This is a genomic window from Streptomyces sp. NPDC016677 (assembly GCF_055562815.1).
The window spans coordinates 65,574-89,785 of sequence record NZ_JBVHEO010000004.1 but is presented as its reverse complement, the minus strand read 5'-3'; the positions used below and the strand labels follow the sequence as shown (position 1 = coordinate 89,785).

The window sequence follows — 24,212 nt, the reverse complement described above, 5'->3', positions numbered from 1 at the left end:
GCACACGAAAGGGTGATCGCTCACCCCTTCGCAATTGACGCCTTATCGGAAAGAAATGGACTTTCCCCGGGGAGTTGCGCGCACGCCCGGACCGGACGGGTCCGAGCTGCCGTCACCGGACCCGTCCACGCAGGGTCATGAGCAGATACGCGCAGAGCAGAGCGGTCAGCGACAACGCCAGCGCGCTGCCCACGGGTTGGACGAGCGCCTGCAGCACCGCCACCACGTAGCGCTCTCCACCGAAGGGCCACTGGCTCAGGAGGACCTCGCGTACCCGCATCGGAAGGTCGGCCGCGGTACGTACGGACTGGCCGTTCCAGACCTTCTGTACGAGAGGGACGACGACAACGGGTACGGCGACCACCGCCGCCAGTCCGGCCGTGGTGGACCGGAAAAGGCCCGCGGCCAGCACGCCGGCCCAGGCGCAGCCGATCATCAGACCGGCCCAACCCGCGCCCAGGACAGCCCAGTCGGCGGGAACCCGCACAAGTTCTCGTCCGTAGAACAGGTGGAGCACTTGTGCGTCGCAGCCCACCGTGAGGACGGCCAGCAGCAGCGCGGTGGCGGCGGAGACGACGAGTTTGGCGGTCAGCAGTCCCAGCCGGCGGGGCACGGTGCCGCGATCCGCCGCCAGCGCGGGATGGCGGAACTCGTCACCGAACGCGAGCGCCCCCAGCAGCCCCGCCCCGAGCGCCGCCGGCGGCAGGGGCACCTCCCGCGGCCACGCGGCCAGCAGACGCGGCTGCGGGGTGTGCCCGACACGGGCGAGGAGTACGGCGGTGACGGCGGACAGGACGAGTACGACCGCTCCGGTGACGATCCCGGTGCCGACGCCGGTGACACGGCGCAACTCGTACCGCAGGGGGCGGAGCGGGCTGGGTGCGGAACGGACGGTGATGGGGGGCGGGAGAACGGACGAGGCGCCGCCGAGGGGCTCGTTGCCGGGGGTGAGGGAGAGGGCCGGGGAGGGAGCAGGCGCGGGGGTACGGAGAGCTGACGTCGGCGTGGGCGGGAGGGGTGCGGTGTCCGACCGACCCGACTCGGTCCGGTTTCCCGGCGCGACCGTGGTGTTCGTGGTGTTCGAGGCGTCTCTGGTGTTCGGGGCGTCCCTGGTGTTCGCGGCATCTGTGTTTGTGGCGTCCGTGGTGTTCATGCTGCTTGTAGCGCTGGTGGTACTGGTGGTGCTCGCCGGTGTGGACCGGTTTGTCGTCTGGCTCGCATCCGTCGGCGCTTCCGCCGCGGCATCGGACTGCCCGGGTCGCGGCCCTTTCGCCGCCGTGACGGCCGGGCTCCGCCGGGCGGACGGGTGCGTCTCCCGCTCCGCGCCCGCGGCGCCCGTGCCCCTGACCGCCGAGGGACCAGGCCCCGGCCCGTTCCCCGCCGTGACCGTGAGTACCTCCGGGTCGAACCGCTCCTCCGTGCTCGCGCCGGGCCCCATGTCGCCCACCTCGTGGGCCAGTTGGTGGACGAGGATGCCGTGCCGGTACGCGGTCTCACCGACGTCGGCACATGTACTGCCGTACACGGACAGGCGATTGCCCCCTTCGCGGACCACCTCGACCGAGCGGTGGGCCGTGCGCGCTTCCTTGGCGAGGAGCGCGGCGAGGCGGGCGGCGTGCGGACTGCGGACGGCGACGCGGGGACGCAGCCGGGTGCGCGAGAAGTCCGCCGCATGCTGGTCGGCGACGACCTTGCCCCGCTCCAGCGTCACGACGTGGTCGGCGGTGCGGGCGGCTTCCTTGGGGTCGGCCGTGGTGTACAGCACCGTGCCGCCCTGGACCGCGTACGCGCGCAGGGCGTCGTGCAACCAGCGGCTTTCACGTACGGAGAGCCCTTCGGCGGGGCTGTCGAGGACGAGGGTGTGCGGGTCGGCCAACAGGGCACAGGCGAGACCGAGGCGACGGTCCGTGCCGCGGGACAGGGTGCCGAGGCGTTCGTCGCGCAGGCTCACGAGTCCGGCCGCTTCCAGCACTTCGTCGGCGCGCCGCACCGGGACACCGGCCGCCGCGCACAGCATCCGCAGGTGTCCGCGGACCGTGCGGGCCGGGTGTCCGGGCACTTCGCCCAACAGCACGCCGACTTCGCGTGACGGGTGGGCGATCCGGTGCAGGGGGCGGCCTCTGAAATGCGTGACGCCACGGCCCCGTTGCAGTTCGAGCATGAGCCTGAGCACCGTGGTCTTGCCGGCGCCCGGCTCTCCGAGCAGCGCGGTGACGCGACCCGCGCGTGCCTCGAAGGAGACGTCGTCGACGGCTGGCGGTAGCTCTTTGCGTGGGGTGCTGGTCAGTCCGAAGGCCTGGATCACCCGCAGCAAGATAGCGCGGTATGTCCGTTTTTCCGGGCATCGCAAGGCCCATCCGGCACCGGTCGTCCGGCTCTACGGGCGCCCTGCTCTGCGGGCCGTCCGCTCACTCTTCCCCCGGCGGTGCGGGCCCGCGGTCCTCGTGAGGGCCCGGCCGTCACACCTCGGGACGCAGCATGGGCGGGTTGAGCAGGGTCGCGCCACCGGCCCGGAAGAGCTGGGCCGGACGGCCCCCTTGGCGGGTGGTCGTACCGCCGGTGGGGACGAGGAATCCCGGCGTGCCCGTGACCTTGCGATGGAAATTGCGCGGATCCAGCGCCACTCCCCACACCGCCTCGTAGACACGGCGCAGCTCACCCACCGTGAACTCGGGCGGGCAGAACGCCGTGGCCAGGGAGGAGTACTCGATCTTGGAACGGGCCCGTTCCACACCGTCGGCCAGGATCTGGGCGTGATCGAAGGCCAGCGGGGCGACGGGCTCGCCCTCCCGGCCGTACGCGCTCCGGTCCAGCAATTCCTCGACCGGCGCCCAGCGCGCGTTGCTGGCGTCGCCGCCCGCCCGGGGCGCGGGCAGGTCGGGGGCGAGGGCGAGGTGAGCCACGCTTACCACCCGCATCCGGGGGTCACGCTGGGGATCACCGTACGTCGCCAGCTGTTCGAGGTGCGCGCCGTTGTCCTGGGCGGGCGCGGCGGGATCGTGGACGCACAGTCCCGTTTCCTCCTCCAGTTCGCGCGCCGCGGCCTGCGCGAGGTCCTCGTCGGTCCGCACGAAACCGCCGGGAAGGGCCCAGCGCCCCTGGAACGGCGGCTCACCCCTGCGCACCGCCAGCGAGCACAGGGAGTGGCGTCGCACGGTCAGCACGACCAGGTCCACTGTGACGGCGAAGGGTGGAAAGGCTGACGGGTCGTAGGGCATGCCGCGATCATAGTCGTCTTCCTGACGATAAGCACGCCCTTCGGTGCCTGCACCGGCCGGTGGTCCAGCAGGGTACGGGGTGGGGCTCACCATCTGCTCCCGGTTGTCGTTCGATACGGCGTCACGCCAGGTCACACCCCCAGCTGCAGCCCTTCGGCCGCCTCCTCGACCATGGCCAGCCCGAGTCTGCCGACCCGCACGGCGAAGGGTGCGCCCGCGACTCGCAACCCGGTCAGGCCGATCTCCCCCAGGGGCGCGCCGCGCACGGGGTGCAGTGCGACCGTCCCGGCGGGGGCGTCGGGGCGGATACCGGCGAGCGTCGTGAGCAGGAGGACACCTGCCGCCGCCGCGGTTGCGGCTGGCCGGCAGGCGGCCGGGTGCGGCAGGGGCACGCTCCCCTCCGTGCGCTGCTCCCCCGCGTACATCTCGGGCAGCCGGTGGCCGAAGGCCCCGGCCGCGGCCAGCACCCCTCTCAGCAGCGAACCCGCGGCCCGCTCGTACCCGGCGGCGGCCAGCCCCGCCACCGCCACCGCCGTCTCGTGAACCCGTACGGCGCCGGCACGGTGACCGAACGGGTTGTACCCCCTCTCCTTCACACCGAGTCCGCGTAGCCCCCAACCGGAGTCCAGCGCCGGGGTGGCCAGCAGCCGGGCCAGCTGATCGGTCTGCGCCTTGTCCAGCAGACCCGGGGCATGGACGCCCCCACCCAGCAGCCCGGTGTCGAGGAGGTGCGCGACGGCCGAACCGAGGTGCGGTGACCGGCGTCCGTCGGAGATGCGGGCCGCGGCGGGCCGGCCGCCGCCCGGGTCGTCGATCCAGAAGTCTCGCCGGAACGCGCTCCGCAGTTCCTCCGCCCAGTGCCGCAGTCCGGCGCCGCCCGGTCTGCCGCAGGCATCGAACAGATCGGCGCCGAGCAGGGCCGCCCGGTGGGCATGGGCCTGGGTCTCGCAGCGGACCGGTCCGCCGGGGTGGGGGTCATGCAGATAAGGACCGTCTCCAGCGGTGTTGCGCAGCCAGGTCAGGCAGCGTTCGGCCGCCGGCAGCAGTTCTTCCGTCTCGGCTGCGGGAAGTCCCCAGCGACGGGCCTCCGCGAGCAGCACAGGGAAGAGCAGGGTGGCCTCGGTGCCGGTGCAGCCCGGAGGCAGATACGGGCCCGCGTCGCGTCTCGGTCCGGGGATCATGCCGTAGCCCGGTCCGCGAGCGGCAATCTGGGTGCGGGCGAGAATGCGCAGGGTCCCCGCCGCGAGCCTGGTGCCGAGGGGGAGCGTCATCCGGGCGGCGGCGAGTGCCTCGGCGGGGGCCAGGCCGCAACGCCACGGCGCCCCGGCCGCCAGGTACAGGTCGTTGTGGTGCGCCGGGTCCCGTAGCAGCAGGGCGCGGAGGTCCTCGACGCTCGCCCGGAGCAACGCCGCCGCCCCCGGGTCGTCGCCCCTCGCGGCGGCGGGGGCGAACGGGCCGTTCACCACACGGCCGGCGGCCCTGACCGGTCCGGTGCCGCCCCGCCGTACCCGGAGTTCCAGCGTTCTGCTGCCACCCGAGGGCAGTTCGAACTCCCAGCGCAGCACGCCCGCGGAGGCCAGCGCGTCGGCGGGCGGCGGCTCTGCCGTGACCGAGGAGGTCCCGTCGCGGCAGGACCAGCGGAGGCCCGAGCCGTGCACGGTGGCGGGCAGGTCCCGTCCAGCGGCGCCCGCCGCGATCGCCCCGAGGTCGGCCAGGTCCGTACCTAGCGACAGTTCGACGGGAAGACGTATGGCGCGGGGGGACCAGTTGCGCAGGGTGATCCGCTCCGTGCCGTCCGCCTGCCTGGTCCTCTCGACCACCACGTCCGGGTCCGGCCCCGGTGGCGAGGAGATCCGTACGGTCCCGACGAAGCGGGCACGGTCGGCGGCGGTTCTGCGCGCTTGCACGGGGACCGGTTCGCGCCCCGCCACGAGGAGTCGGCATCGGGAGAGCAGGCGTCGGCCTTCGCGGTAGAACCCTTCCAGTCCACGGCCGGTCAACTGCCCCTGTTCGTCGGAGACGGCCAGCCCCGGCAGCGCGACGCAGATCATGACGTCGTGAGCCGGCGGCAGAGCACCGGACCGTGGGCCTCCCGGCGGCGCGGTGCTCCGGTGAGCGGTGGACGCGCTGTGCGCCCGTCCAGCCGCGTGAGCCGGCGTCCGGCCGCCCGGACGGGCAAGGGCCGGAGCAGGGGCCACGGCGATGGTCACTTCGGGGCGCTTCATCGATAAGTCGACGGTATCTTGCCCACGCTCGTTGCCCGGCTGTCCCAGGGATGCCGTCGGCCGCCCGGTGGCGCGTGGTGGCTCCACCGGTCGCACGGGTCCTCCCTGTGGCCCGTGAGACACCCCGGCGCCGCTCGGAAGCGGACGGATGCCGTCGGCGGCGTAGGGCGGAGTCGGCTCGTGCATGCGGGGGCTTCCTCTGCGCTCGGCAGGACTCGGGCAGGCGCGGTGTCCGGGGCGCGCTCCGTGGGGACACGCCTGGCGCGGCGGCGCGCCCCGTTCCGGCGCTCCGCCACTCAGGTGAACGGAACCGGTCTGCTTCAGGTCACGCCCACGGCCCGGTGCCCCGGCGGAGAGACGACTGACGCGGGCACTCACTCCGCTCACCCCTGCGGCCGTCGGCCTGATCGCCGCGCACGGCCCGACGGCGCCGCACCCGGACGCGTGCCGCCCACCGGCGTGCGCGGACGGACGCGGTTCGTAGCCGTTCCTCGGGCTCGACCGCCAGGACGGCGGCGGGAGCCGCCCGCCGGATCCGCGGCGCACGCGCGCGTCAGCCGGCCGGCTGCCGGTTCCGGAGCGGAGGAAGGCCCGTCTGCCGGAGCAGCGCAAGGCGCGTCAGTGTGCCGGGCCGGCACACTCTCGTCCTCCTCCTCGGTGACACCGCCCCCGGCTCGCGTTCCTGTGTCCGATCGGTCTCGGCCGCTCCGTTGGCCGCGCAGACAGGCACGGATCGACTCCGGGCCGAGGCCCTCGTTGCACGCCTGGTGCAGCAGTCGGGCGAAGAGATAGTCGCAGTCCGCCGCCAGTGCCATGGCCAGCGCCTCTCGCGCCTCCAATTCGTCGCCGGTGGACCACGCGACCCATCCCGCCAGGGTGAGCGGCGCTGCCGCGTACTCTCCGTAGGACCCGGCGCAGCGGCGGGCCAGCGCACGCCACAGCCGAAGCGCCCAGCGGGCCTCGTCGCCCTCCATCCACTCCGCCGCCCGGTCGCGGGTCGTCCGGTCCTGGAGGCCGAGGATCAGCCGCGCCGCCTCGTCATGGGTGAGAAGTCCGTCGTCACGGAGGTCCGCCCGGTCCACACCGGTCACCGGTGGGGCGTCGGCCAGCCGCCTCATGATCCGCTCCGCCAGGTCGAGCGTCTCCTCGGCCACCTCCGCGCGGCTCCCGTCGTCGAGGATGCGGGAGACCAGTGTCATGCCGGCCGCGTCGAGGGCGGTTTCCTGCTCACGGGCGGCGGCGCCCTCCCGGGGGCGCAGCCTGGCGTGCAACTCGCGCAGCGTGCCCCGCACCTGGATGCCCGCGTACGTGGCGGCGGCGGCCAGCACGGACGTGCCGGGCAGGCCCATCGCGGTCCCCTCGGCCGGACAGCAGGACTGGTCGTCGCAGCAGTACGACCAGAACCGTCCGTCCGAGATGCACAGGGCCTCGACCACGGGCACGTCGAGGGCGCCGCACGCGACGCGCAGCGTCTGGGCCAGCGCCCGCAGCCGGGCCATGACCTGCTGCCCCGTCTCGCCCTCGGCGGGTTCCTGGCAGAGGTAGGCGACCATCTGCTCGGGCCGGTTGCCCCTGCGCTCGCTGCCGGTCACCAGGCCGGTGACCAGTTGCCTGGCCGCGGCGTCCCAGTCGTCCGGGTGCGGAGGGATACCCAGCCGGGCGCGGCCACCGAATCGGCCCCGCCCGTCCCGTTCGTGCAGGGCTACCAGGACGATGCTGTCCTCGGGGCGGTAGCCGAGGAGGTAGGGCAGCGCGTCGGCCAGTTCGGCCGGGGTACGCAGGGTGATCGGGTGCTCGTCTTCATGCCCGTACGGGAGCGGGGCGCCCTCCGGCCGCTCACGTCCGCTGATGTCGCCGTTCTCGGAGGATCCGGTCGATCCGCTGTGGTTCGTCATGGCCCGACGATCTCGCGGAACACGAAACTCCGCTTGCCCTGTGGATAACTTCGATCAGGAACACGTCACCTCGGCGAAGCTGTCGCGGACCACCGGTCTTCCGACGGCCGCCCATCGACTCCCGAGGCGGCGCCCCGATTGTCAGTGGCTTCCTGTTGTATGGAACGCATGGAGCACACGAGCAACGCGGATCTCCGGGAAGACGCCGACGCGGTCCTCTCCCGTCTCGTCGGGGACCCTTCCGGCGAGGCCCGGCTGCGCGAGGACCAGTGGCGGGCGATCGAGGCACTGGTCGCCGAAGGGCGCCGCGCCCTGGTGGTCCAGCGCACCGGCTGGGGCAAGTCCGCGGTCTATTTCGTCGCGACGGCGCTGCTCCGCGCTCGCGGCAGCGGACCCACCGTGATCGTGTCCCCCTTGCTCGCGCTGATGCGCAACCAGGTCGACGCCGCCGCCCGGGCGGGCATCCGTGCCCGGACCATCAACTCTTCCAACACCGAGGAGTGGGACATGGTCCAGAACGAGATCGCCGCGGGCGAGGTCGACGTGCTCCTGGTGAGTCCGGAACGGCTGAACAACCCGGACTTCCGCGATCAGGTCCTGCCGAAGCTCGCCGCCGCGACCGGCCTCCTTGTGGTGGACGAGGCGCACTGCATCTCCGACTGGGGCCACGACTTCCGGCCGGACTACCGGCGTCTGCGCACCATGCTCGCCGACCTGGCGCCAGGAGTCCCGGTGCTCGCCACCACGGCCACCGCCAACGCGCGCGTGACCGCCGACGTCGCCGAGCAGCTCGGCACGGGTGCCGCCTCGGACGCCCTGGTGCTGCGCGGCCCGCTGGACCGGGAGAGCCTGAGCCTGTCCGTGCTGCGGCTGCCGGACGCGCCGGCCCGGATGGCCTGGCTCGCCGACCACCTCGACGAGCTGCCGGGGTCGGGGATCGTCTACACGCTCACCGTGGCCGCGGCCGAGGAGGTCACCGCCTTCCTCCGGCACCGCGGGCACACGGTCGCCTCCTACACCGGCAAGACCGAGAACGCCGACCGGCAGCAGGCGGAGGACGATCTCCTGGCCAACCGGGTCAAGGCGCTGGTCGCCACTTCGGCGCTCGGCATGGGCTTCGACAAGCCCGACCTGGGCTTCGTGGTGCACCTCGGTTCGCCCTCCTCCCCCATCGCCTACTACCAGCAGGTCGGCCGGGCCGGGCGCGGGGTCGAGCACGCGGAGGTGCTCCTCCTTCCCGGCCGGGAGGACGAGGCGATCTGGGAGTACTTCGCTTCGCTGGCCTTCCCCTCCGAAGACCTGGTACGCCGCACGCTCGACGTCCTGGCCCGCGCCGAACGGCCCCTGTCGCTCCCCGCGCTGGAGCCGCTGGTGGAGCTGCGCCGGTCCCGTCTGGAGACCATGCTCAAGGTCCTCGACGTGGACGGCGCGGTCCAGCGGGTCAAGGGCGGCTGGACCGCCACCGGGCGGCCGTGGACGTACGACGCCCAGCGGTACGACTGGGTCGCCCGGCAGCGCAAGGCCGAGCAGCAGGCGATGCGCGACTACGCGTCGACGACGGGCTGTCGCATGGAGTTCCTGCAACGGCAACTGGACGACGAGGGCGCCAAGCCCTGTGGCCGCTGTGACAACTGCGCGGGGCCGCGTTTCACCGCCGAGACGTCCGTCGCCGCGCTCGACGCCGCCCGCGCCGACCTGGGCCGGGCGGGCGTGGAGGTGGAGCCGCGCCGTATGTGGCCGACCGGACTGCCGGCGATCGGGGTCGAGCTGAAGGGCCGTATCCCGGCCGGTGAGCAGGCTGCGACGGGCCGGGCGCTGGGGCGGCTGTCCGACATCGGCTGGGGCAACCGGCTGCGGCCCATGCTCACGGCGCAGGCTCCGGACGGGTTGGTGCCCGACGACGTCTCCCGTGCCGTCGTCGGAGTACTGGCGGACTGGGCGAAGGGGCCCGGCGGCTGGGCCCCTGGCGTGCCGGAAGCCCGGTCGCGCCCGATCGGCGTGGTCACCGTCGCCTCCCGCACCCGCCCCCTGATGATCCGTTCCCTCGGAGAGCGCATCGCCGAGGTCGGACGGCTGCCGTTGCTGGGCACCGTCGAGTACACGGCCGACGCCACCCGGGCGACGCGCAGCAACAGTGCGCAGCGCCTCAAGGTCCTCGACGGGGCACTGGCCGTGCCGCCCCACCTCGCCTCCGTCCTCGCCGGGCAGCCGGGACCCGTGCTCCTCGTGGACGACTTCACCGAGACCGGCTGGACCCTCGCGGTCGCCGCCCGTCTGCTCCGGCGGGCCGGCGCGGAAGAGGTGTTGCCGCTGGTCCTGGCCGTACAGGGCTGATCACGCGCGACCGTGCGGGCTCCCGGGCTTTTGTCTCGGAGACCGGCTCCGGAGGTCGGTTCCGGAGGTCGGTTCCGGAGGTCGGTTCCGGAGGTCGGTTCCGGAGGTCGGTTCCTAAGGTCGGCTTCGGAGGGGCTTCGTAGGCCGGATCGCAGACCAGCTGGGCAGGCCGACTGGGCAGGCCGGTGCAAGCCGGCTCAGGAGGCTGATTGCCGGCACGGTTTACGGCGTCGGGTCCGGTCACCCGTGTCCGGAGTCGCGTGCCCGTCACGTGCCCGGGCACCCGTTCCAGACGTCCCATGCGTCACCCGGAGAGACGTGGGTAGGGATATACAACACACATCGCCCTATAAGGGTCGACCATTCCGATTGCTCGTTGCCGCAACCCAGTTCGACAGGAAGAATTGGACTCCGCTCCCCGCACGGCTCGTCCGCGATCCGGCAGGGCTTCACTGCGGTGCGCGTCCCCCGAATCCGACCCTGCCCGCGTGCGGGCGCGTAGCCGAAGGGAGGAACGTGACCTTCGGATTCGCTCCGTCCTCGGCGGCGTCGCTGTCGCCGTCCACCACGTCCGCCACCCGTGTACTCGAACCGGCGGAGTGGGCCGCCGCCGGGATCCCGCTGCTGCGCAGCCCCCGGGAGATCGTCAACGGACTGCACACGCGCCATCGTCCCAGGCCCGGCACCACGATCGTGGCCGTACTCGACCCGGACGAACGCCTGCGCGCCAGCGCCTCGTTCGCCAGTCGTCCGGCTCAGGCCGACGGGTGGATGTTCCGCAATGTCCTGCTCTCCCAGCTGCGCCGGGTCATCCCGCACGACCTGCGCCGCCGCACACCGGTGCGCACCGCGGTGCTGATGCGCTGCCGCGACGGCGACGCGCGCTGGACGGAGGAGGACGGGGCGTGGATGTGGGGCCTGAGGGACGCCTGCACCTTGCACGGCCTGCGCTGCGGGGCGTACATCACGCTGACCCGTGACGGGTGGCAGGTTTTCGGCGAGGGCCGGGGCGGACGCCGCCCCAACTCGGCTTCGACGCCGGAGCCGTTCGCCACGTCGGAGGTACCGCTTCCCCCGCCTCGCACGGGTGGAGCGGCCTCGGAGGTACTGCGCCGCGCGGCTGCGCGCTGACCGTCTTCGGTACGTTCCGGCGCGGCCGCACGTGACCATTCCCGGGGCATCTTCCAGCACGACAGCTCAACTCACCGTCCCGGATACGTCCCAGCACGACAGCTCAACCCACCGTCCCGGATACGTCCCAGCACGACAGCACAACCCGAAGTCCCGGGCACCGGCCCGCACGGCTGCTCACTGGCGCTCCAGGTACGCCCTCGGACGCCCCAGGTACGCCCTCGGGTACGCCCTCTGACGCCCCCGGGTACGCCCTCGCACACCGGCGGCGTCCGTTCCGCACTGCTTCCGTCGAAACGCCCGGCCGACCGCAGACGCCGGTAACGGCGCCTCGTCAAACGGCCCTTGGCCACGGTGCGTCCGCTAACCGGCGCGACCCGGCACAGCGTGGCGCGCGTCGGGGAGGGACAAGGCGCGGAGGGATGCGTCTCCGGTGCCGACCGGACGCCGGACGCGCTCACCGGGCAGACGAAAGCCGCCGCCGTGCGGCATCCGCACGGCGGCTCCTTCGTCACTCCGGCGCGGTCCCGGCGCGAGGGAGCCGGCTCAGACCTTCGCGCCCAGCACCGCGTTGATGCGCTGCGGGTCGCCGCAGACGATCAGCAGGGCACCGGCACGCCCGTGGGCCAGCGACAGCGCGGTGGCGGCAGCGGCCTCGGAACCGCCGTTGACCGCCACGACGACCACGGGCCGCGCGGCGGCACGGTCCGCGACGGCCGCGTCGGCGTAGAAGACGTCATCGCCCGCGTCGTGCTGAGCCCAGTAGGAGGCCTCGCCGAAGGACAGTTCGTGGGTGGCCCACGGATGTGACTCGCCGGTGGTGAGTACCAGCACGTCGCCGGGGGCGCGACCGGAGTCCAGCAGCAGGTCCACTGCCTCTTCGGCGGCGTCGAGGGCGCCTTCGACCGAGGCCGGGATCAGCTGGATCTGCGGGGCGGCCGAACCTGTGGAAGGGGCCGCCGAAGGAGCAGCGGGACCCGACGGAGCCGGCTTCGCCGCAGCCGCGTCACGTGACGTGCGCTGCACCGGCGGTGTGGGACGGACCGGGCCGGGACGCCCAGGGCGCGGCGGGGCCGCGGGGCGGGGACCGGGAACGGGGCGGGGGGTCGGCGCGATGCGGCCGCTGGCCGGAGTGGCGCGGGGACCCTGGGCACTCTCGTGAATCTGAGGCTCCTCGGGAATGAGAGGCATGAGCTGATTTTTATCAAACGTTGGTGCGGTTCGCGCCAGCGGGTGGCACATACGCACGGACGGCGGCGTCAGAAATCGAAACCGAGCTGACCCTCGATCTCCGGAACGCTTCCCTCCGCCAAGCCGCGGGCCTTCTTGAGGTGCCGCCACTGGGGCAGCGCATCAAGATACGCCCACGACAACCGGTGGTACGGGGTGGGGCCCCGCTCCGCCAGTGCGGCCTTGTGCACGGGCGACGGGTACCCGGCGTTGTCCGCAAAACCGAAGTCTGCATGGTCGATACCCAGTTCGGCCATCATTTTGTCGCGCTGGACCTTGGCGATCACCGAGGCCGCCGCAACCGCCACGCACGACTGATCACCCTTGATCACCGTGCGTACCCGCCAGGGTGCCCCGAGGTAGTCGTGCTTGCCGTCGAGGATGACCGCGTCGGGACGGACCGGCAGAGCCTCAAGGGCGCGGACCGCCGCGAGACGCAGCGCGGCCGTCATCCCCAAGTGATCGATCTCGTCGGGAGAGGAGTGCCCCAAGGCGTAGGACGTCACCCAGGTCCGCAACACCTCGGCCAACTCGCCCCGTCGCTTGACGGTGAGCAGCTTGGAATCGGTGAGACCCTCCGGGGGCCGGCGCAGGCCGGTGACGGCCGCGCAGACGGTGACGGGACCGGCCCACGCGCCACGCCCCACTTCGTCGACACCGGCAACGATCTTCGCTCCGGTCGTGGCGCGGAGAGAGCGCTCGACGGTGTGGGTGGGTGGTTCGTACGGCATGGCGCTCATAGCGTACGCCGCCTCGAACCGCCGCCGACACCCCGGTTCCCGCAACGGCTCAAGGACCTCCCACGCGCACTGTCAGGAGCCGACTGGGCGCAGCAGCGGAACCATCAACTGGTCGATCATCTCCTCGATCTCCGCATCCGTCCATTCGCATCCGCACACTTTTGAGCGGTACATCATCATCGCCGGGACAGCGTCGAAGACGTAGCCGTTCGCCGCGTCGGGGCGCACCTCTTCTCGCTCGATTCCACGACTGATGACCTCCCTCAGCAGCCTTAGGGTCGGCTCGATCACCCCTTCCGCGATCACGGCATGGAAGCGTTCCGCCTGCAAGGTGTCGCATTCGTGAATGACTGATCGCAGGGCGAAACCTGACCGGGAGAACATGGCGTCGCGCGCCCTCCGGCACAGGGCGAGGAGGTCCTCGCGCACGCTCCCCAGGTCCGGCGCGGTGTCGAAACGCGGCAGCCCGGACCGCAGCGCGTCCGCGACGAGATCCTCCTTGGACGGCCATCTCCGGTAGACGGCGGCCTTGCCGGTCTGCGCACCGGCGGCCACACCCTCCATCGTCAGCCCGTTCCAGCCGACCGTGCCGAGCTGCTCCAGCGCCGCGTCGAGGATCGCGCGTTCGAGCACGGCGCCGCGCCGGCGAGAGGCCGTCTGAGCGGAGGCGGCCCCCCAGTGCGAAGAAGTAGTCATTCCAGCTGCCTCCAGAGGCATACGAGCGGGGACCGGGGACGCGGGTCAGGGGACGGGGACAGGGCGGGGGCACGGCGCGTGACCGCGAGGGGCCGGATCACGCCACGTGACCGTCACCGGGGGGGGCGAAGATCGCGACGTCGACGACAGTGAACGGTTGCGTTCACTGTCCGGGAGTCACTACGGTCGACACGACAGTGAACGCCATCGTTCACTAAGGCTCTCGTGGGGGATTCACAGTGACAACCTCTCCGTTACTCCAAGATCAGAAGCCGGGTTCGGCCCGCAGGAACCAGCGTCCCGGCATCGCGCTCACCGTCATCGCGGCCTGCCAACTCATGGTGGTACTCGACGCGACGATTGTGAACATCGCCCTCCCGCACATTCAAGAAGCTCTGCAGTTCAGCACCACCGACCTCACTTGGGTCGTCAGCTCCTACACGCTCACCTTCGGCGGCCTGCTGCTCCTCGGCGGCCGGGCCGGTGACATCCTCGGCCGCCGCCGCGTCTTCATGACCGGAATCCTGGTTTTCACCTTCGCCTCGCTGCTCGGTGGATTCGCCCAGGAGCCCTGGCAGTTGCTGGCCGCGCGAGTGCTCCAGGGTGTGGGAGGCGCGATCGCCTCTCCCACCTCGCTGGCCCTCATCACCACGACGTTCCCCGAGGGTCCGGAGCGGAACCGCGCCTTCGGTGTCTTCGCCGCCGTCTCCGCAGGCGGCGGCGCGATAGGCCTGCTGGCGGGCGGCATGCTCACCGAATGGCTCGACTGGCGCTGGGTGCTCTTCGTCAACGTGCCGATCGGCCTGCTGATCGCCACGCTCGCGCCCCTGTACATCAACGAGTCCGAACGGCACCCCGGCCGCTTCGACATCGCCGGTGCGGTGGCCTCCACGGCGGGCATGGCGACCCTCGTGTACGGCTTCATCCGGGCCGCGGACGAGGGCTGGCGGGACAGCCTGACCATCGGTTCCTTCGGGGCCGCCGTGGTCCTGCTGCTGGCGTTCGTGCGCATCGAGTCCCGGGCCCGGGAACCCATCACCCCGCTGCGGATGTTCACCGACCGCAACCGCTCCGGCACGTATGTGATCATGCTGAGCCTGGCCGCCGCGATGTTCGGGATGTTCTTCTACATCGTGCTGTTCGTCCAGAACGTACTGGGTTACAGCCCCATCGAAGCCGGGCTCGCCTTTCTCCCCGTCACCGTGGTGATCGCGCTGGGTGCCGGTCTGTCCCAGCGTTTCCTTCCCGTCTTCGGCCCCAAGCCGTTCATGATCGCCGGCTCTACGCTGGCGGCGGTCGGACTGGCCTGGCAGGCGCTCATCAGCTCCGACAGCTCGTACGTGGGCGGGGTGCTGGGCCCCATGCTCGTCTTCGGCCTCGGTATGGGGCTGAACTTCGTCACGCTGACGCTCACGGCGGTCTCCGGCGTCGCACAGCACGAGGCGGGCGCGGCCTCCGGTCTGCTGAACACCATGCAGCAGGTCGGCGGAGCACTCGGACTGTCCATCCTGACGACCGTGTTCGGCACGGCGAGCAGGAACGAGGCGGAGAAGCAGCTGCCGGGCTTCCTCGCCGACAGCTCGCCGGAGCAGAAGGCCGAGTTCGCCCGGACACAGCAGCTTCCCGCGCCCTGGGGGCACGATGTGCTGGCGCAGGGCATCTCCGCGGCGTTCATCCCGGCCGCCGCGATGGCCGTGCTCGCCGTGGCCACGGCCTGGCTGGTGATCCGGGTCCGCAAGAGCGATCTGGAGGCCCTGACCGGGGCCGCCGGACCCGGCGTCGGGTGAGAAGGCGGCACCGCGGGCCGGCCGGGGCCGGTCGACAGGCGGCCTGTGCTCCCCGGCCCGCCGGCTCCCGCGCCACCGGCTCGCGGCAGCCCCGCCCGGCCGCTCCGCGGTCTTCCGTGACGCCCACGAACCTGGGCCCCCACGCGCCGTCCGCCGACCAGCAGTACGGCTGAAGCGCACATCACCAGGACAGACATGACGAGCGCGGACACGACCATGTCCGACATGGCCACACCGGACACGGCCACGCCGGCAGTGGCCAGGCCCGACATGGCGGACACGGCCGCACCGGACACGGCCAGGCCCCGCAGAGAATCCATGACCGTCCACCGTCCTCCTCGCGACACACGGCCGACCTGTGCGTGGCCTCACGCCCCACACAGCACTCGTCGCGACAACGAGCGGACGGTCACGGAGAGTTCCCGCCATGAGCGGTGCGTCACCGGCACCCCGGCTCAGGCCGCGCGCGTCATCCAGTCCGGCAGTGCTTCCGTCCGCTCCGCCCAGGCCAGAGGCGGGGCTCCCGCCCGCCCCGCGGCGGCGATCACGCCGCCCACGATCGCACAGGTCGTGTCCACGTCCCCACCGACCTGGGCCGTCGTCCAGAAGCCCCGCTCGTAGTCTCCGAGGGCCCGGGCCGCCGACCAGATCGCGAACGGGACCGTGTCGTGAGCGGTGGTACGCCGTCCGCAGCCCAGGACCGCCGCCACCGTGGCCGCGTCGCCGTAGTCGAGCATGTCCCGCGCGCGGCGCAGCCCCGCGCCGACCGCGCTCCGGCCCGGTACCAGCGCGATCACCCCGTCGAGGAGCGCCTCCGCGCCCGGCGGGCCGTCGGGTGCCGCGGCCAGGGCGGCGGCAGCGGCCACGGCCATGGCCCCGACCACCGCTTCCCGGTGCTGGTGCGTGGGATAGGCGGAGATCTCCGCCTGGTGCGTGGCCTGCTCGGGGTCGTCCGCGTACCAGGCGCCCAGCGGGGCGACGCGCATCGCGGCGCCGTTTCCCCAGGAGCCCTGTCCGTCGAAGAGCGCGGCGGCGAGTTCCCGCCAGTCGCCGCCCTCCCGGACCAGCCGCAGGAGCCGGTTGACCGCGGGGCCGTAGCCACGGTCGAAGTCGTGGTGCTCCGCGAAGGAGCGGGCCAGCGCGTCCTGGTCGACGCGCTGGTGGGCGGCGAGTACGGCCACCACGGAGCAGGCCATCTCCGTGTCGTCCGTCCACTGCCAGGCCCCGGGCGGCACCTCGCGCCGCTTCAGCAAGGGGTGGTTGACGGGTACGAAGTACTGCGAACCGAGCGCGTCGCCCACCGCCAGTCCGCGCAGACTGGCCAGGGCGCGCTCCAGGCGCTCCGCGGCGGACGGAAGACGTCTCTCGGCAGGAGATCGTGCGGTCATGGCCCTGCCACCCTATCCAGTCACCCGGTCATCCAGTACGGTTCCGGATCCCGCCAGCGGTCGAACGGCCGGTCGAGGCGGTACTTGCCGTCTTCACCGAGAACGAGCATCCGTATCTCACCGTTCCCCGGATTGGAGAGCGACTCGAACTCCGCCACCGTCCAGTGGAACCACCGCATGCAGAACAGGCGCATGGCCAGGCCGTGCGTCACCAGGAGCACGTTGGGCGGGTGGTCGGGGGCCTCGAAGCTGCGGAAGAGGCTCTCCAGGAAGCCGCCCACCCGGTCGTACACGTCGGCGCCGGACTCGCCCTGGGCGAAGCGGTAGAAGAAGTGGCCGTAGGCGTCCCGGTACGCCTTCTGGAGACGCACGTCCTCCCGGTCCTGCCAGTTCCCCCAGTCCTGCTCACGCAGCCGGGGCTCCTCCCGTACGCGTATGAGGCCGGGGTCGAGGCGGAAGGCGCGCAGCGTCTCGTGCGTGCGCCGGTACGGGGAGACGTAGACGCTGACCCGCTCGCGGCCGAACACCTCGCGCAGCTTCTCACCCGCCTGTTCGGCCTCCCGCCGGCCCTGCTCGGTCAGGCCCAGGGCGTGGTCGGGCTCGCGCTCGTACACGGAGTCGTCAAGGTTGCCCGTTGACTCGCCGTGCCGGACAAGGACGATGCGCCGTGGTCGTGCCATGCCAAAACCCTAGATCCCGCCGACCGCCGCCGAGTACCCGGCCGGGCTCCATACGGCGTAGGTCACAGAGTCCTCACACGTCGCCCCGCCCGCCGCCTCGCGCGTCGGCTCACACGGTCCAGGACGGTTCCAGCTCCACGATGTCCCCGGTGAGGGCCGCGATGTCGGCCTCCGTCTGGGCACGCAGGGCGAGCCGTTCCACCCGCTCGGTGCGGTACTTGCCGTGCTCGGCGGCGGCCTGCCACATCGACAGCACCAGGTACTCGTGGCCGGGCGCCTCGCCGAACAGGCCGCGGATCATGCCGGGCGAGCCGGCCATCGCGGGGTTCCACACCTTCTCCTGCATCAGGACGAAGTGCTCGGCGCGCTCCTCGTGGACCCGGCAGAGGGCCACCCGCACCAGATCGGCGTCGGTGAAACGCGGTTCGAAGCCGGTCTTCACATCGAAGCGGTAGTCGAAGAGCCTGGTCCTGGCATCCTTGAAGGTGCCCGACTGCGCGGCGGCGAGCCGGTCGTGGGAGCGGGCCATGAAGGAGTCGTAGAAGGTGCGGCTCTCCCAGAAGGTGAAGACGTGGGCCACGTCCGGGCGTATCCGGCTCCAGCCCCCGCCCTGTCCGCGAAAACCCGGCTCCCCCGGAAGCCCCGCCCACTTTCGCTGCCCCCGCTCGAAGCCGCGGCGGTCCACCACGGTGCAGCGAATCCACTTGACCAGCACCGCGCCATCGTAAGGCCAGGGAAGGCGGCCCCGGTCACCCTTGCGAGGTCTGCTTTCCGCCCGCGCGCCGGGACGCGTGGCAGGATGGACAACCGGCCGTCGCTGTTCGGCAGTTGGGGTGGACGGACAGGGCGGGCTACTGGGAAGGGGAAGTGAGTGAACGCCCTCAGCAAGGGGATCCGCAAGGTCGAGGTCGCCCTGAGGTGGGACCCGAACCCGGCGGGCGAGCCGCCGGCCGACCTGGACCTGATCGCCGGGACCTACCTGGCGGACGATCCGTACGGCGATCCCTCCTATGTGGTGCACTTCGACAGCCGTTCCCCCGACGGCACCATCTATCTCAACCGGGACAGCCAGGACGGCAAGGGCTTCGGCTTCGACGAGGTCATGACGCTGGAACTGGAACGGCTCGACGCCCGGTACGCGCGCGTGCTGGTCGGTGTGGTCATCCAGCAGCGTGCCGGCCGGCGGACCTTCGTCAGCGTGACCCACCCGGGCCTGCGCATCCGTGAGGGATACACCGAACTCGCCTCGACCGACTTCGGGAACGTCCTGGGGGCGACGGCGGCCACGGTCGCGGAGTTCGTCCGCGACGAGGACGGGGCGTGGGAGTTCCGCGCGGGCGTGCACGGCTACGAGGACGATCCCGCCGACTTCACCGCGACCATGGGAGCACTGCGGCGGCCCTGAGGCTGCCGTACGCGAGCAAGGGGCGCCGACCATCGGGTCGGCGCCCCTTGCTCATGAGGTCCTAGGCGTCAGCTGCAGCCGCTGGTCGAGCCGCAGCCCTCGCAGATGTAGCAGGAGCCGGCCCGCTGCATCTTCGTGCCGCAGGAGAAGCACAGCGGGGCGTCGGCCTGGATGCCCAGCTGCATCTCCACCAGCTCGGCGCTGGTGTGCGCCTGCTTCGGCGCGGGCTTGGCCGCCTCGACCTCGGCCTTCGGCGTGGCCACCGCCTTCAGCTCCTGGGCACGCGGCGCCGACTGGGCCAGGCCCTCGACGTCGACCTCGTCGTCCGACGGCTCGTACGAACCGGTCTCCAGGTGACGCTGACGCTCCTCGGCGGAGTGGATGCCGAGCGCGGAGCGCGTCTCGAAGGGCAGGAAGTCCAGCGCCAGGCGGCGGAAGATGTAGTCGACGATCGACTGCGCCATCCGCACGTCCGGGTCGTCCGTCATACCGGCCGGCTCGAAGCGCATGTTGGTGAACTTCGAGACGTACGTCTCCAGCGGCACGCCGTACTGGAGGCCGACGGAGACCGCGATGGAGAAGGCGTCCATCATGCCCGCGAGGGTCGAGCCCTGCTTGGACATCTTGAGGAAGACCTCGCCGAGACCGTCGTCCGGGTAGGAGTTGGCGGTCATGTAGCCCTCGGCGCCGCCGACGGTGAAGGACGTGGTGATGCCGGGACGTCCCTTCGGGAGGCGCTTGCGGACCGGGCGGTACTCGACGACCTTCTCGACCTTGGCCTCGACGGCCGCGGGCGCCTCGGCCTTCTCCTCCTTGACGTCCTTCGTCTTGGCGGAGAGCGGCTGGCCGACCTTGCAGTTGTCGCGGTAGATCGCCAGTGCCTTGACGCCGAGCTTCCAGGCCTCGAAGTAGATCTCCTCGACCTCCTCGACGGTCGCCGTCTCCGGCATGTTGACCGTCTTGGAGATGGCGCCGGAGATCCACGGCTGGATCGCGGCCATCATGCGGACGTGGCCCATCGGGGAGATGGCCCGCTCGCCCATGGCGCAGTCGAACACCTCGTAGTGCTCGGGCTTGAGGGAGGGGGCGTCGATCACATTGCCGTGCTCGGCGATGTGGGCGACGATCGCCTCGATCTGCTCCTCCTGGTAGCCCAGGCGGCGCAGGGCCTGCGGCACCGTGCCGTTGACGATCTGCATCGAGCCGCCGCCGACCAGCTTCTTGAACTTGACCAGCGCGAGGTCGGGCTCGACACCGGTGGTGTCGCAGGACATCGCCAGGCCGATGGTGCCGGTCGGGGCGAGGACGGACGCCTGGGAGTTACGGAAACCGTTCTTCTCGCCGAGGCGCAGGACGTCCTGCCAGGCCTCGGTGGCGGCGGCCCACACCGGGGTGTCCAGGTCGTCCATGCGCACGGCCGCGCCGTTGGCGTCGGAGTGCTGCTTCATGACGCGCTGGTGGGCGTCGGCGTTGCGGGCGTAGCCGTCGTACGGGCCGACGACCGAGGCCAGCTCGGCGGAGCGGCGGTAGGCGGTGCCGGTCATCAGGGAGGTGATGGCACCGGCGAGGGAACGGCCGCCGTCGGAGTCGTAGGCGTGGCCGGTCGCCATCAGCAGGGCACCGAGGTTGGCGTAGCCGATGCCGAGCTGGCGGAAGGCGCGGGTGTTCTCGCCGATCTTCTGGGTCGGGAAGTCCGCGAAGCAGATCGAGATGTCCATCGCGGTGATGACCAGCTCGACGACCTTCTGGAAGCGGTCGGCCTCGAAGGACTGGTTGCCCTTGCCGTCGTCCTTCAGGAACTTCATCAGGTTCAGCGAGGCCAGGTTGCAGGACGTGTTGTCCAGGTGCATGTACTCGCTGCAGGGGTTCGAGCCGTTGATCCGGCCGGACTCCGGGCAGGTGTGCCAGTGGTTGATGGTGTCGTCGTACTGGATGCCCGGGTCGGCGCAGGCCCAGGCGGCCTCGGCCATCTTGCGGAAGAGGCTCTTGGCCTCGATCTCCTCGATGACCTCGCCGGTCATACGGGCGCGCAGGCCGAACTTGCCGCCCTGCTCGACCGCCTTCATGAACTCGTCGTTCACCCGGACCGAGTTGTTGGCGTTCTGGTACTGGACGGACGTGATGTCGTCGCCGCCCAGGTCCATGTCGAAGCCCGCGTCGCGCAGGGCGCGGATCTTCTCCTCTTCCTTCACCTTGGTCTCGATGAAGTCCTCGACGTCGGGGTGGTCGACGTCGAGGATGACCATCTTGGCGGCACGGCGCGTGGCGCCACCGGACTTGATCGTTCCGGCGGAGGCGTCGGCGCCCCGCATGAAGGAGACCGGGCCGGAGGCGTTGCCGCCCGAGGACAGCAGTTCCTTGGAGGAACGGATCCGGGAGAGGTTCAGGCCGGCGCCGGAGCCGCCCTTGAAGATCATGCCCTCTTCCTTGTACCAGTCGAGGATCGACTCCATGGAGTCGTCGACGGACAGGATGAAGCAGGCGGAGACCTGCTGCGGCTGGGGCGTGCCCACGTTGAACCACACGGGGCTGTTGAAACTGAAGATCTGGTGCAGGAGGGCGTAGGCCAGCTCGTGCTCGAAGATTTCGGCGTCGGCGGGCGAGGCGAAGTACTTGTAGTCCTCACCGGCCTTCCGGTACGTCTTCACGATGCGGTCGATCAGCTGCTTGAGGCTGGTCTCGCGCTGCGGGGTGCCGACGGCGCCCCGGAAGTACTTGCTGGTGACGATGTTGACCGCGTTCACCGACCAGAAGTCGGGGAACTCGACGCCGCGCTGCTCGAAGTTGACCGAGCCGTCGCGCCAGTTGGTCATGACGACGTCACGACGCTCCCAGGCCACCTCGTCGTAGGGGTGCACCCCCGGGGTGGTGTGGATGCGCTCGACGCGGAGCCCCTTGCTCGCCTTCGTGCCCTTGGCGCGGGAACTCCGTGCCGGACCGCTCGCCGTCTCTGTCATGCCGCCTCCCTGATACGGGCGAAAACGCCCTGAAGTGCCCCGATGTTCCCGTGGCACGGTGTTCTGTCTGGTGTTGCGGGCCTACTGGCTCCGCCCGCAACAGGTCTCTTCTCCGCCGCCGTCCGGCCGGTCCCGGTTCCTCCCACCCGGGGGGACGGGGCCGGCCCGCCGGTCAGTCGGCGGCGCCTGCGGGCTCGGGGACCTGCGCGGTTCCCTCGGGCCCGTGGCCGTCTTCCTGGCTCCCCGCGCCGGCTCCGTCGCCGTCGCTCACGCCCGGCTGTCCCGTCTCTTCCCTGAGTTCCGCGATCGCGGCCTCGAAGTCCTCGAGCGAGTCGAACGCTCGGTAGACCGAGGCGAACCGCAGGTAGGCGACGAGGTCCAGTTCCTGGAGCGGGCCGAGTATGGCCAGCCCCACGTCGTGACTGGTCAGCTCGGCGCTCCCGGTGGCCCGCACCGCCTCCTCGACCCGCTGGCCGAGCTGGGCGAGCGCGTCCTCGGTGACGGGCCGCCCCTGGCACGCCTTGCGCACGCCGTTGATGATCTTGGCGCGGCTGAACGGTTCGGTGACCCCGGACCGCTTGACCACCATCAGCGAGCAGGTCTCCACGGTCGTGAACCGACGGGAGCAGTCAGGGCACTGGCGGCGCCTGCGGATCGACGTGCCGTCGTCGGTCGTACGGCTGTCGACGACACGGCTGTCGGGGTGCCTGCAGAAGGGGCAGTGCATGGGACTCCAACCCTCCTCACGGCAGACTCAATAGCCTCACGAGGCCCTTCAGGCCCCTCGAAGCAGCCCCAAGCATAGGCGATCGCCACCGGCCTCAAGACCGGGGGCACCACAACTTGTGGGCCACTGATGCAATCCAACCACTAGATATGGGGATTGGCTCACACATCCACGCCTTCACGCGTGTCGCGCCCGCACCGGCGGTCGGCGCCCGGCCGTTCACCCCGGCGAACCGGGCCGCGCCCGGCCGCGGCCGGCGCCGGAGCCGCCCTGCGGCTCGTTCCCGCCCTCGCGCGCGGTCCGCCGGCGGGGCCGCGTCGCCCTCGTCGCGCGTGCACGTCCGCGAAGCCGGACCGTACGCACCCGCGAAGCCGGACGCCGGAACGTCCGCGCCGCGGGACGGCGGGACATCCGCGCCGCGGGACGGCCGGACATCCGCGCACCCGGGAGGCGGACCGTCCGCGAACCCGCACGGCGAGACGCCCGCGGACCCGGAGGACGGGGCACCCCCGGTCCGCCGAGGCGGAAGGCGGGGCCGCCCCCGAGCCCGTAGGGCGGGACGACACGTCACGCGCGCGTACGCACGGCGGCGCCGATGCGGCGGGTGCGGAGATACCGTGGGCGCCGCGGGGAGGCGAGGTGGGACTCCCGCGCAGATGAGGGCCGCTCCCCGTCCGACGGAATGCCGAATGGCAGACTGGGGCCACAGCCCGCGAGGCCACCACCCCGGCGGTGAAGGGTACAGCAATGGACCCTTATGCCCGCCGAACCCTGTGGGGGCAATACACCTGGACACCTGATCACGTCAGGCAAACCACGTTTTTTCACTCGAACGTGTGTTTGGCGCAACCTTTCGAAAGCAACTACCGTTGTCCAGCAGGGAGACCATCGAGAGGGGCCGACGTGACCACCACCGCAGACAGTGCCGCCATCACCGCCCAGGACCGCTCCCCGGGGCGGATCGAGCCGGTGCACGCGATGAACGAAGCCACGAATCCAGAGGGAGCCAAGCGCTCCATGCCCGGCCGACCTCCAGGGATCAGGGCGGACAGCTCGGGACTCACCGACCGCCAACGCCGGGTGATCGAGGTCATCCGGGACTCGGTCCAGCGCCGGGGCTACCCGCCGTCCATGCGTGAGATCGGCCAGGCCGTCGGCCTCTCCAGCACGTCCTCCGTCGCCCATCAGCTGATGGCGCTGGAGCGCAAGGGCTTCCTGCGCCGCGACCCGCACCGCCCGCGCGCCTACGAGGTGCGCGGCTCCGACCAGGCGGCCTCCGTGCAGCCCACGGACACCGCGGGCAAGCCGGCCGCGTCGTACGTCCCGCTCGTCGGACGCATCGCGGCCGGTGGCCCGATCCTCGCGGAGGAGTCCGTCGAGGACGTCTTCCCGCTGCCCCGGCAGCTGGTCGGTGACGGCGAGCTGTTCGTGCTCAAGGTGGTCGGCGACTCGATGATCGAGGCCGCCATCTGTGACGGCGACTGGGTCACCGTCCGTCGCCAGCCGGTCGCGGAGAACGGCGACATCGTGGCCGCGATGCTCGACGGCGAGGCCACGGTGAAGCGCTTCAAGCGTGAGGACGGCCACGTCTGGCTGCTCCCGCACAACTCGGCGTACGAGCCGATCCCCGGCGACGACGCGACCATCCTCGGCAAGGTGGTGGCCGTTCTGCGCCGCGTCTGAGTGCCACGGCGGGCGGGCCACTGAGGGCCCCGCCGTCCTGACCGGGCCCCGGGACCCCTGCGCCGGTTCCGGGGCCCTGTGCTGTCCCGAGACCCCGGTGGCCGCGGCTTGCGCAT

17 protein-coding genes are annotated in these 24,212 nt (G+C 71.6%); 5 read left to right on the top strand and 12 right to left on the bottom strand.

What is annotated here, in order from left to right:
* Positions 1-112: 112 nt before the first annotated feature.
* From ACZ3IG_RS13810 to ACZ3IG_RS13795, 4 genes are all read right to left on the bottom strand, one after another.
* Positions 113-2,305, bottom strand: a complete 2,193-nt coding sequence (locus ACZ3IG_RS13810) for an ABC transporter ATP-binding protein (protein ID WP_467431775.1) — start codon at positions 2,303-2,305, stop codon at positions 113-115.
* A gap of 154 nt (positions 2,306-2,459) precedes the next feature.
* Entirely contained in the window at positions 2,460-3,218 is a 759-nt protein-coding gene (locus ACZ3IG_RS13805; protein WP_467431774.1) for an NUDIX hydrolase, read from the bottom strand.
* Positions 3,219-3,349: 131 nt separating this feature from the next.
* Entirely contained in the window at positions 3,350-5,269 is a 1,920-nt protein-coding gene (locus ACZ3IG_RS13800; protein ID WP_467431773.1) for a glycogen debranching N-terminal domain-containing protein, read from the bottom strand.
* 557 nt (positions 5,270-5,826) lie between these two features.
* Positions 5,827-7,338: a DUF4192 domain-containing protein gene (locus ACZ3IG_RS13795; protein ID WP_467431771.1), complete on the bottom strand. Its 1,512-nt coding sequence runs from the start codon at positions 7,336-7,338 to the stop codon at positions 5,827-5,829.
* Between the two features lie 168 nt (positions 7,339-7,506).
* On the opposite strand from ACZ3IG_RS13795, the gene ACZ3IG_RS13790 reads away from it, so the two are divergent.
* Together ACZ3IG_RS13790 and ACZ3IG_RS13785 are read left to right on the top strand one after the other, a co-directional pair.
* Entirely contained in the window at positions 7,507-9,672 is a 2,166-nt protein-coding gene (locus ACZ3IG_RS13790) for a RecQ family ATP-dependent DNA helicase (RefSeq protein WP_467431770.1), read from the top strand.
* A gap of 516 nt (positions 9,673-10,188) precedes the next feature.
* Positions 10,189-10,803, top strand: coding sequence for a hypothetical protein (locus ACZ3IG_RS13785; RefSeq protein WP_467431768.1), 615 nt, complete (start codon positions 10,189-10,191; stop codon positions 10,801-10,803).
* A gap of 546 nt (positions 10,804-11,349) precedes the next feature.
* Here the strand turns inward: ACZ3IG_RS13785 and ACZ3IG_RS13780 are convergent.
* The 3 genes from ACZ3IG_RS13780 to ACZ3IG_RS13770 all read right to left on the bottom strand — a co-directional run bounded on the left by ACZ3IG_RS13780 (position 11,350) and on the right by ACZ3IG_RS13770 (position 13,469).
* Positions 11,350-11,994, bottom strand: coding sequence for a hypothetical protein (locus ACZ3IG_RS13780; RefSeq protein WP_467431767.1), 645 nt, complete (start codon positions 11,992-11,994; stop codon positions 11,350-11,352).
* 68 nt (positions 11,995-12,062) lie between these two features.
* Entirely contained in the window at positions 12,063-12,764 is a 702-nt protein-coding gene (locus ACZ3IG_RS13775) for a ribonuclease HII (RefSeq protein ID WP_467432457.1), read from the bottom strand.
* An 81-nt stretch (positions 12,765-12,845) separates the two neighbouring features.
* Entirely contained in the window at positions 12,846-13,469 is a 624-nt protein-coding gene (locus ACZ3IG_RS13770; protein WP_467431766.1) for a TetR/AcrR family transcriptional regulator, read from the bottom strand.
* A gap of 239 nt (positions 13,470-13,708) precedes the next feature.
* Here ACZ3IG_RS13770 and ACZ3IG_RS13765 point away from each other — a divergent pair, with 239 nt between their 5' ends.
* Positions 13,709-15,256 (top strand): MFS transporter, encoded by a 1,548-nt coding sequence (locus tag ACZ3IG_RS13765; protein ID WP_467431763.1) that lies wholly within the window; start codon positions 13,709-13,711, stop codon positions 15,254-15,256.
* Between the two features lie 455 nt (positions 15,257-15,711).
* Here ACZ3IG_RS13765 and ACZ3IG_RS13760 read toward each other — a convergent pair whose 3' ends face one another.
* From ACZ3IG_RS13760 to ACZ3IG_RS13750, 3 genes are all read right to left on the bottom strand, one after another.
* Complete coding sequence (locus ACZ3IG_RS13760) at positions 15,712-16,644, bottom strand: ADP-ribosylglycohydrolase family protein (RefSeq protein ID WP_467431762.1); 933 nt, start codon at positions 16,642-16,644, stop codon at positions 15,712-15,714.
* A 20-nt stretch (positions 16,645-16,664) separates the two neighbouring features.
* Positions 16,665-17,324, bottom strand: coding sequence for a histidine phosphatase family protein (locus tag ACZ3IG_RS13755; protein WP_467431761.1), 660 nt, complete (start codon positions 17,322-17,324; stop codon positions 16,665-16,667).
* 109 nt (positions 17,325-17,433) lie between these two features.
* Positions 17,434-18,039, bottom strand: a complete 606-nt coding sequence (locus ACZ3IG_RS13750) for a YdbC family protein (protein WP_467431758.1) — start codon at positions 18,037-18,039, stop codon at positions 17,434-17,436.
* Positions 18,040-18,195: 156 nt separating this feature from the next.
* Here ACZ3IG_RS13750 and ACZ3IG_RS13745 point away from each other — a divergent pair, with 156 nt between their 5' ends.
* Entirely contained in the window at positions 18,196-18,729 is a 534-nt protein-coding gene (locus ACZ3IG_RS13745; protein WP_467431757.1) for a TerD family protein, read from the top strand.
* Between the two features lie 68 nt (positions 18,730-18,797).
* Here ACZ3IG_RS13745 and ACZ3IG_RS13740 read toward each other — a convergent pair whose 3' ends face one another.
* Together ACZ3IG_RS13740 and nrdR are read right to left on the bottom strand one after the other, a co-directional pair.
* Positions 18,798-21,686 carry a vitamin B12-dependent ribonucleotide reductase gene (locus ACZ3IG_RS13740; RefSeq protein ID WP_467431755.1) on the bottom strand — a complete coding sequence of 963 codons (2,889 nt, stop codon included), beginning with the start codon at positions 21,684-21,686 and terminating at the stop codon, positions 18,798-18,800.
* Positions 21,687-21,858: 172 nt separating this feature from the next.
* Positions 21,859-22,413, bottom strand: a complete 555-nt coding sequence (gene nrdR / locus ACZ3IG_RS13735) for a transcriptional regulator NrdR (RefSeq protein ID WP_467431754.1) — start codon at positions 22,411-22,413, stop codon at positions 21,859-21,861.
* A gap of 903 nt (positions 22,414-23,316) precedes the next feature.
* On the opposite strand from nrdR, the gene lexA reads away from it, so the two are divergent.
* Positions 23,317-24,096: a transcriptional repressor LexA gene (gene lexA / locus ACZ3IG_RS13730; RefSeq protein WP_215172467.1), complete on the top strand. Its 780-nt coding sequence runs from the start codon at positions 23,317-23,319 to the stop codon at positions 24,094-24,096.
* Positions 24,097-24,212 lie beyond the last annotated feature (116 nt).

Coding starts and splice junctions, on each gene's coding strand:
- ACZ3IG_RS13780 (WP_467431767.1), bottom strand. CDS start 11,994: ATGCCTCTCATTCCCGAGGAGCCTCAGATTCACGAGAGTGCCCAGGGT.
- ACZ3IG_RS13790 (WP_467431770.1), top strand. CDS start 7,507: ATGGAGCACACGAGCAACGCGGATCTCCGGGAAGACGCCGACGCGGTC.
- ACZ3IG_RS13755 (WP_467431761.1), bottom strand. CDS start 17,324: ATGGCACGACCACGGCGCATCGTCCTTGTCCGGCACGGCGAGTCAACG.
- ACZ3IG_RS13800 (WP_467431773.1), bottom strand. CDS start 5,269: ATGATCTGCGTCGCGCTGCCGGGGCTGGCCGTCTCCGACGAACAGGGG.
- nrdR (WP_467431754.1), bottom strand. CDS start 22,413: ATGCACTGCCCCTTCTGCAGGCACCCCGACAGCCGTGTCGTCGACAGC.
- ACZ3IG_RS13740 (WP_467431755.1), bottom strand. CDS start 21,686: ATGACAGAGACGGCGAGCGGTCCGGCACGGAGTTCCCGCGCCAAGGGC.
- ACZ3IG_RS13775 (WP_467432457.1), bottom strand. CDS start 12,764: ATGCCGTACGAACCACCCACCCACACCGTCGAGCGCTCTCTCCGCGCC.
- ACZ3IG_RS13770 (WP_467431766.1), bottom strand. CDS start 13,469: ATGACTACTTCTTCGCACTGGGGGGCCGCCTCCGCTCAGACGGCCTCT.
- ACZ3IG_RS13760 (WP_467431762.1), bottom strand. CDS start 16,644: ATGACCGCACGATCTCCTGCCGAGAGACGTCTTCCGTCCGCCGCGGAG.
- ACZ3IG_RS13805 (WP_467431774.1), bottom strand. CDS start 3,218: ATGCCCTACGACCCGTCAGCCTTTCCACCCTTCGCCGTCACAGTGGAC.
- ACZ3IG_RS13795 (WP_467431771.1), bottom strand. CDS start 7,338: ATGACGAACCACAGCGGATCGACCGGATCCTCCGAGAACGGCGACATC.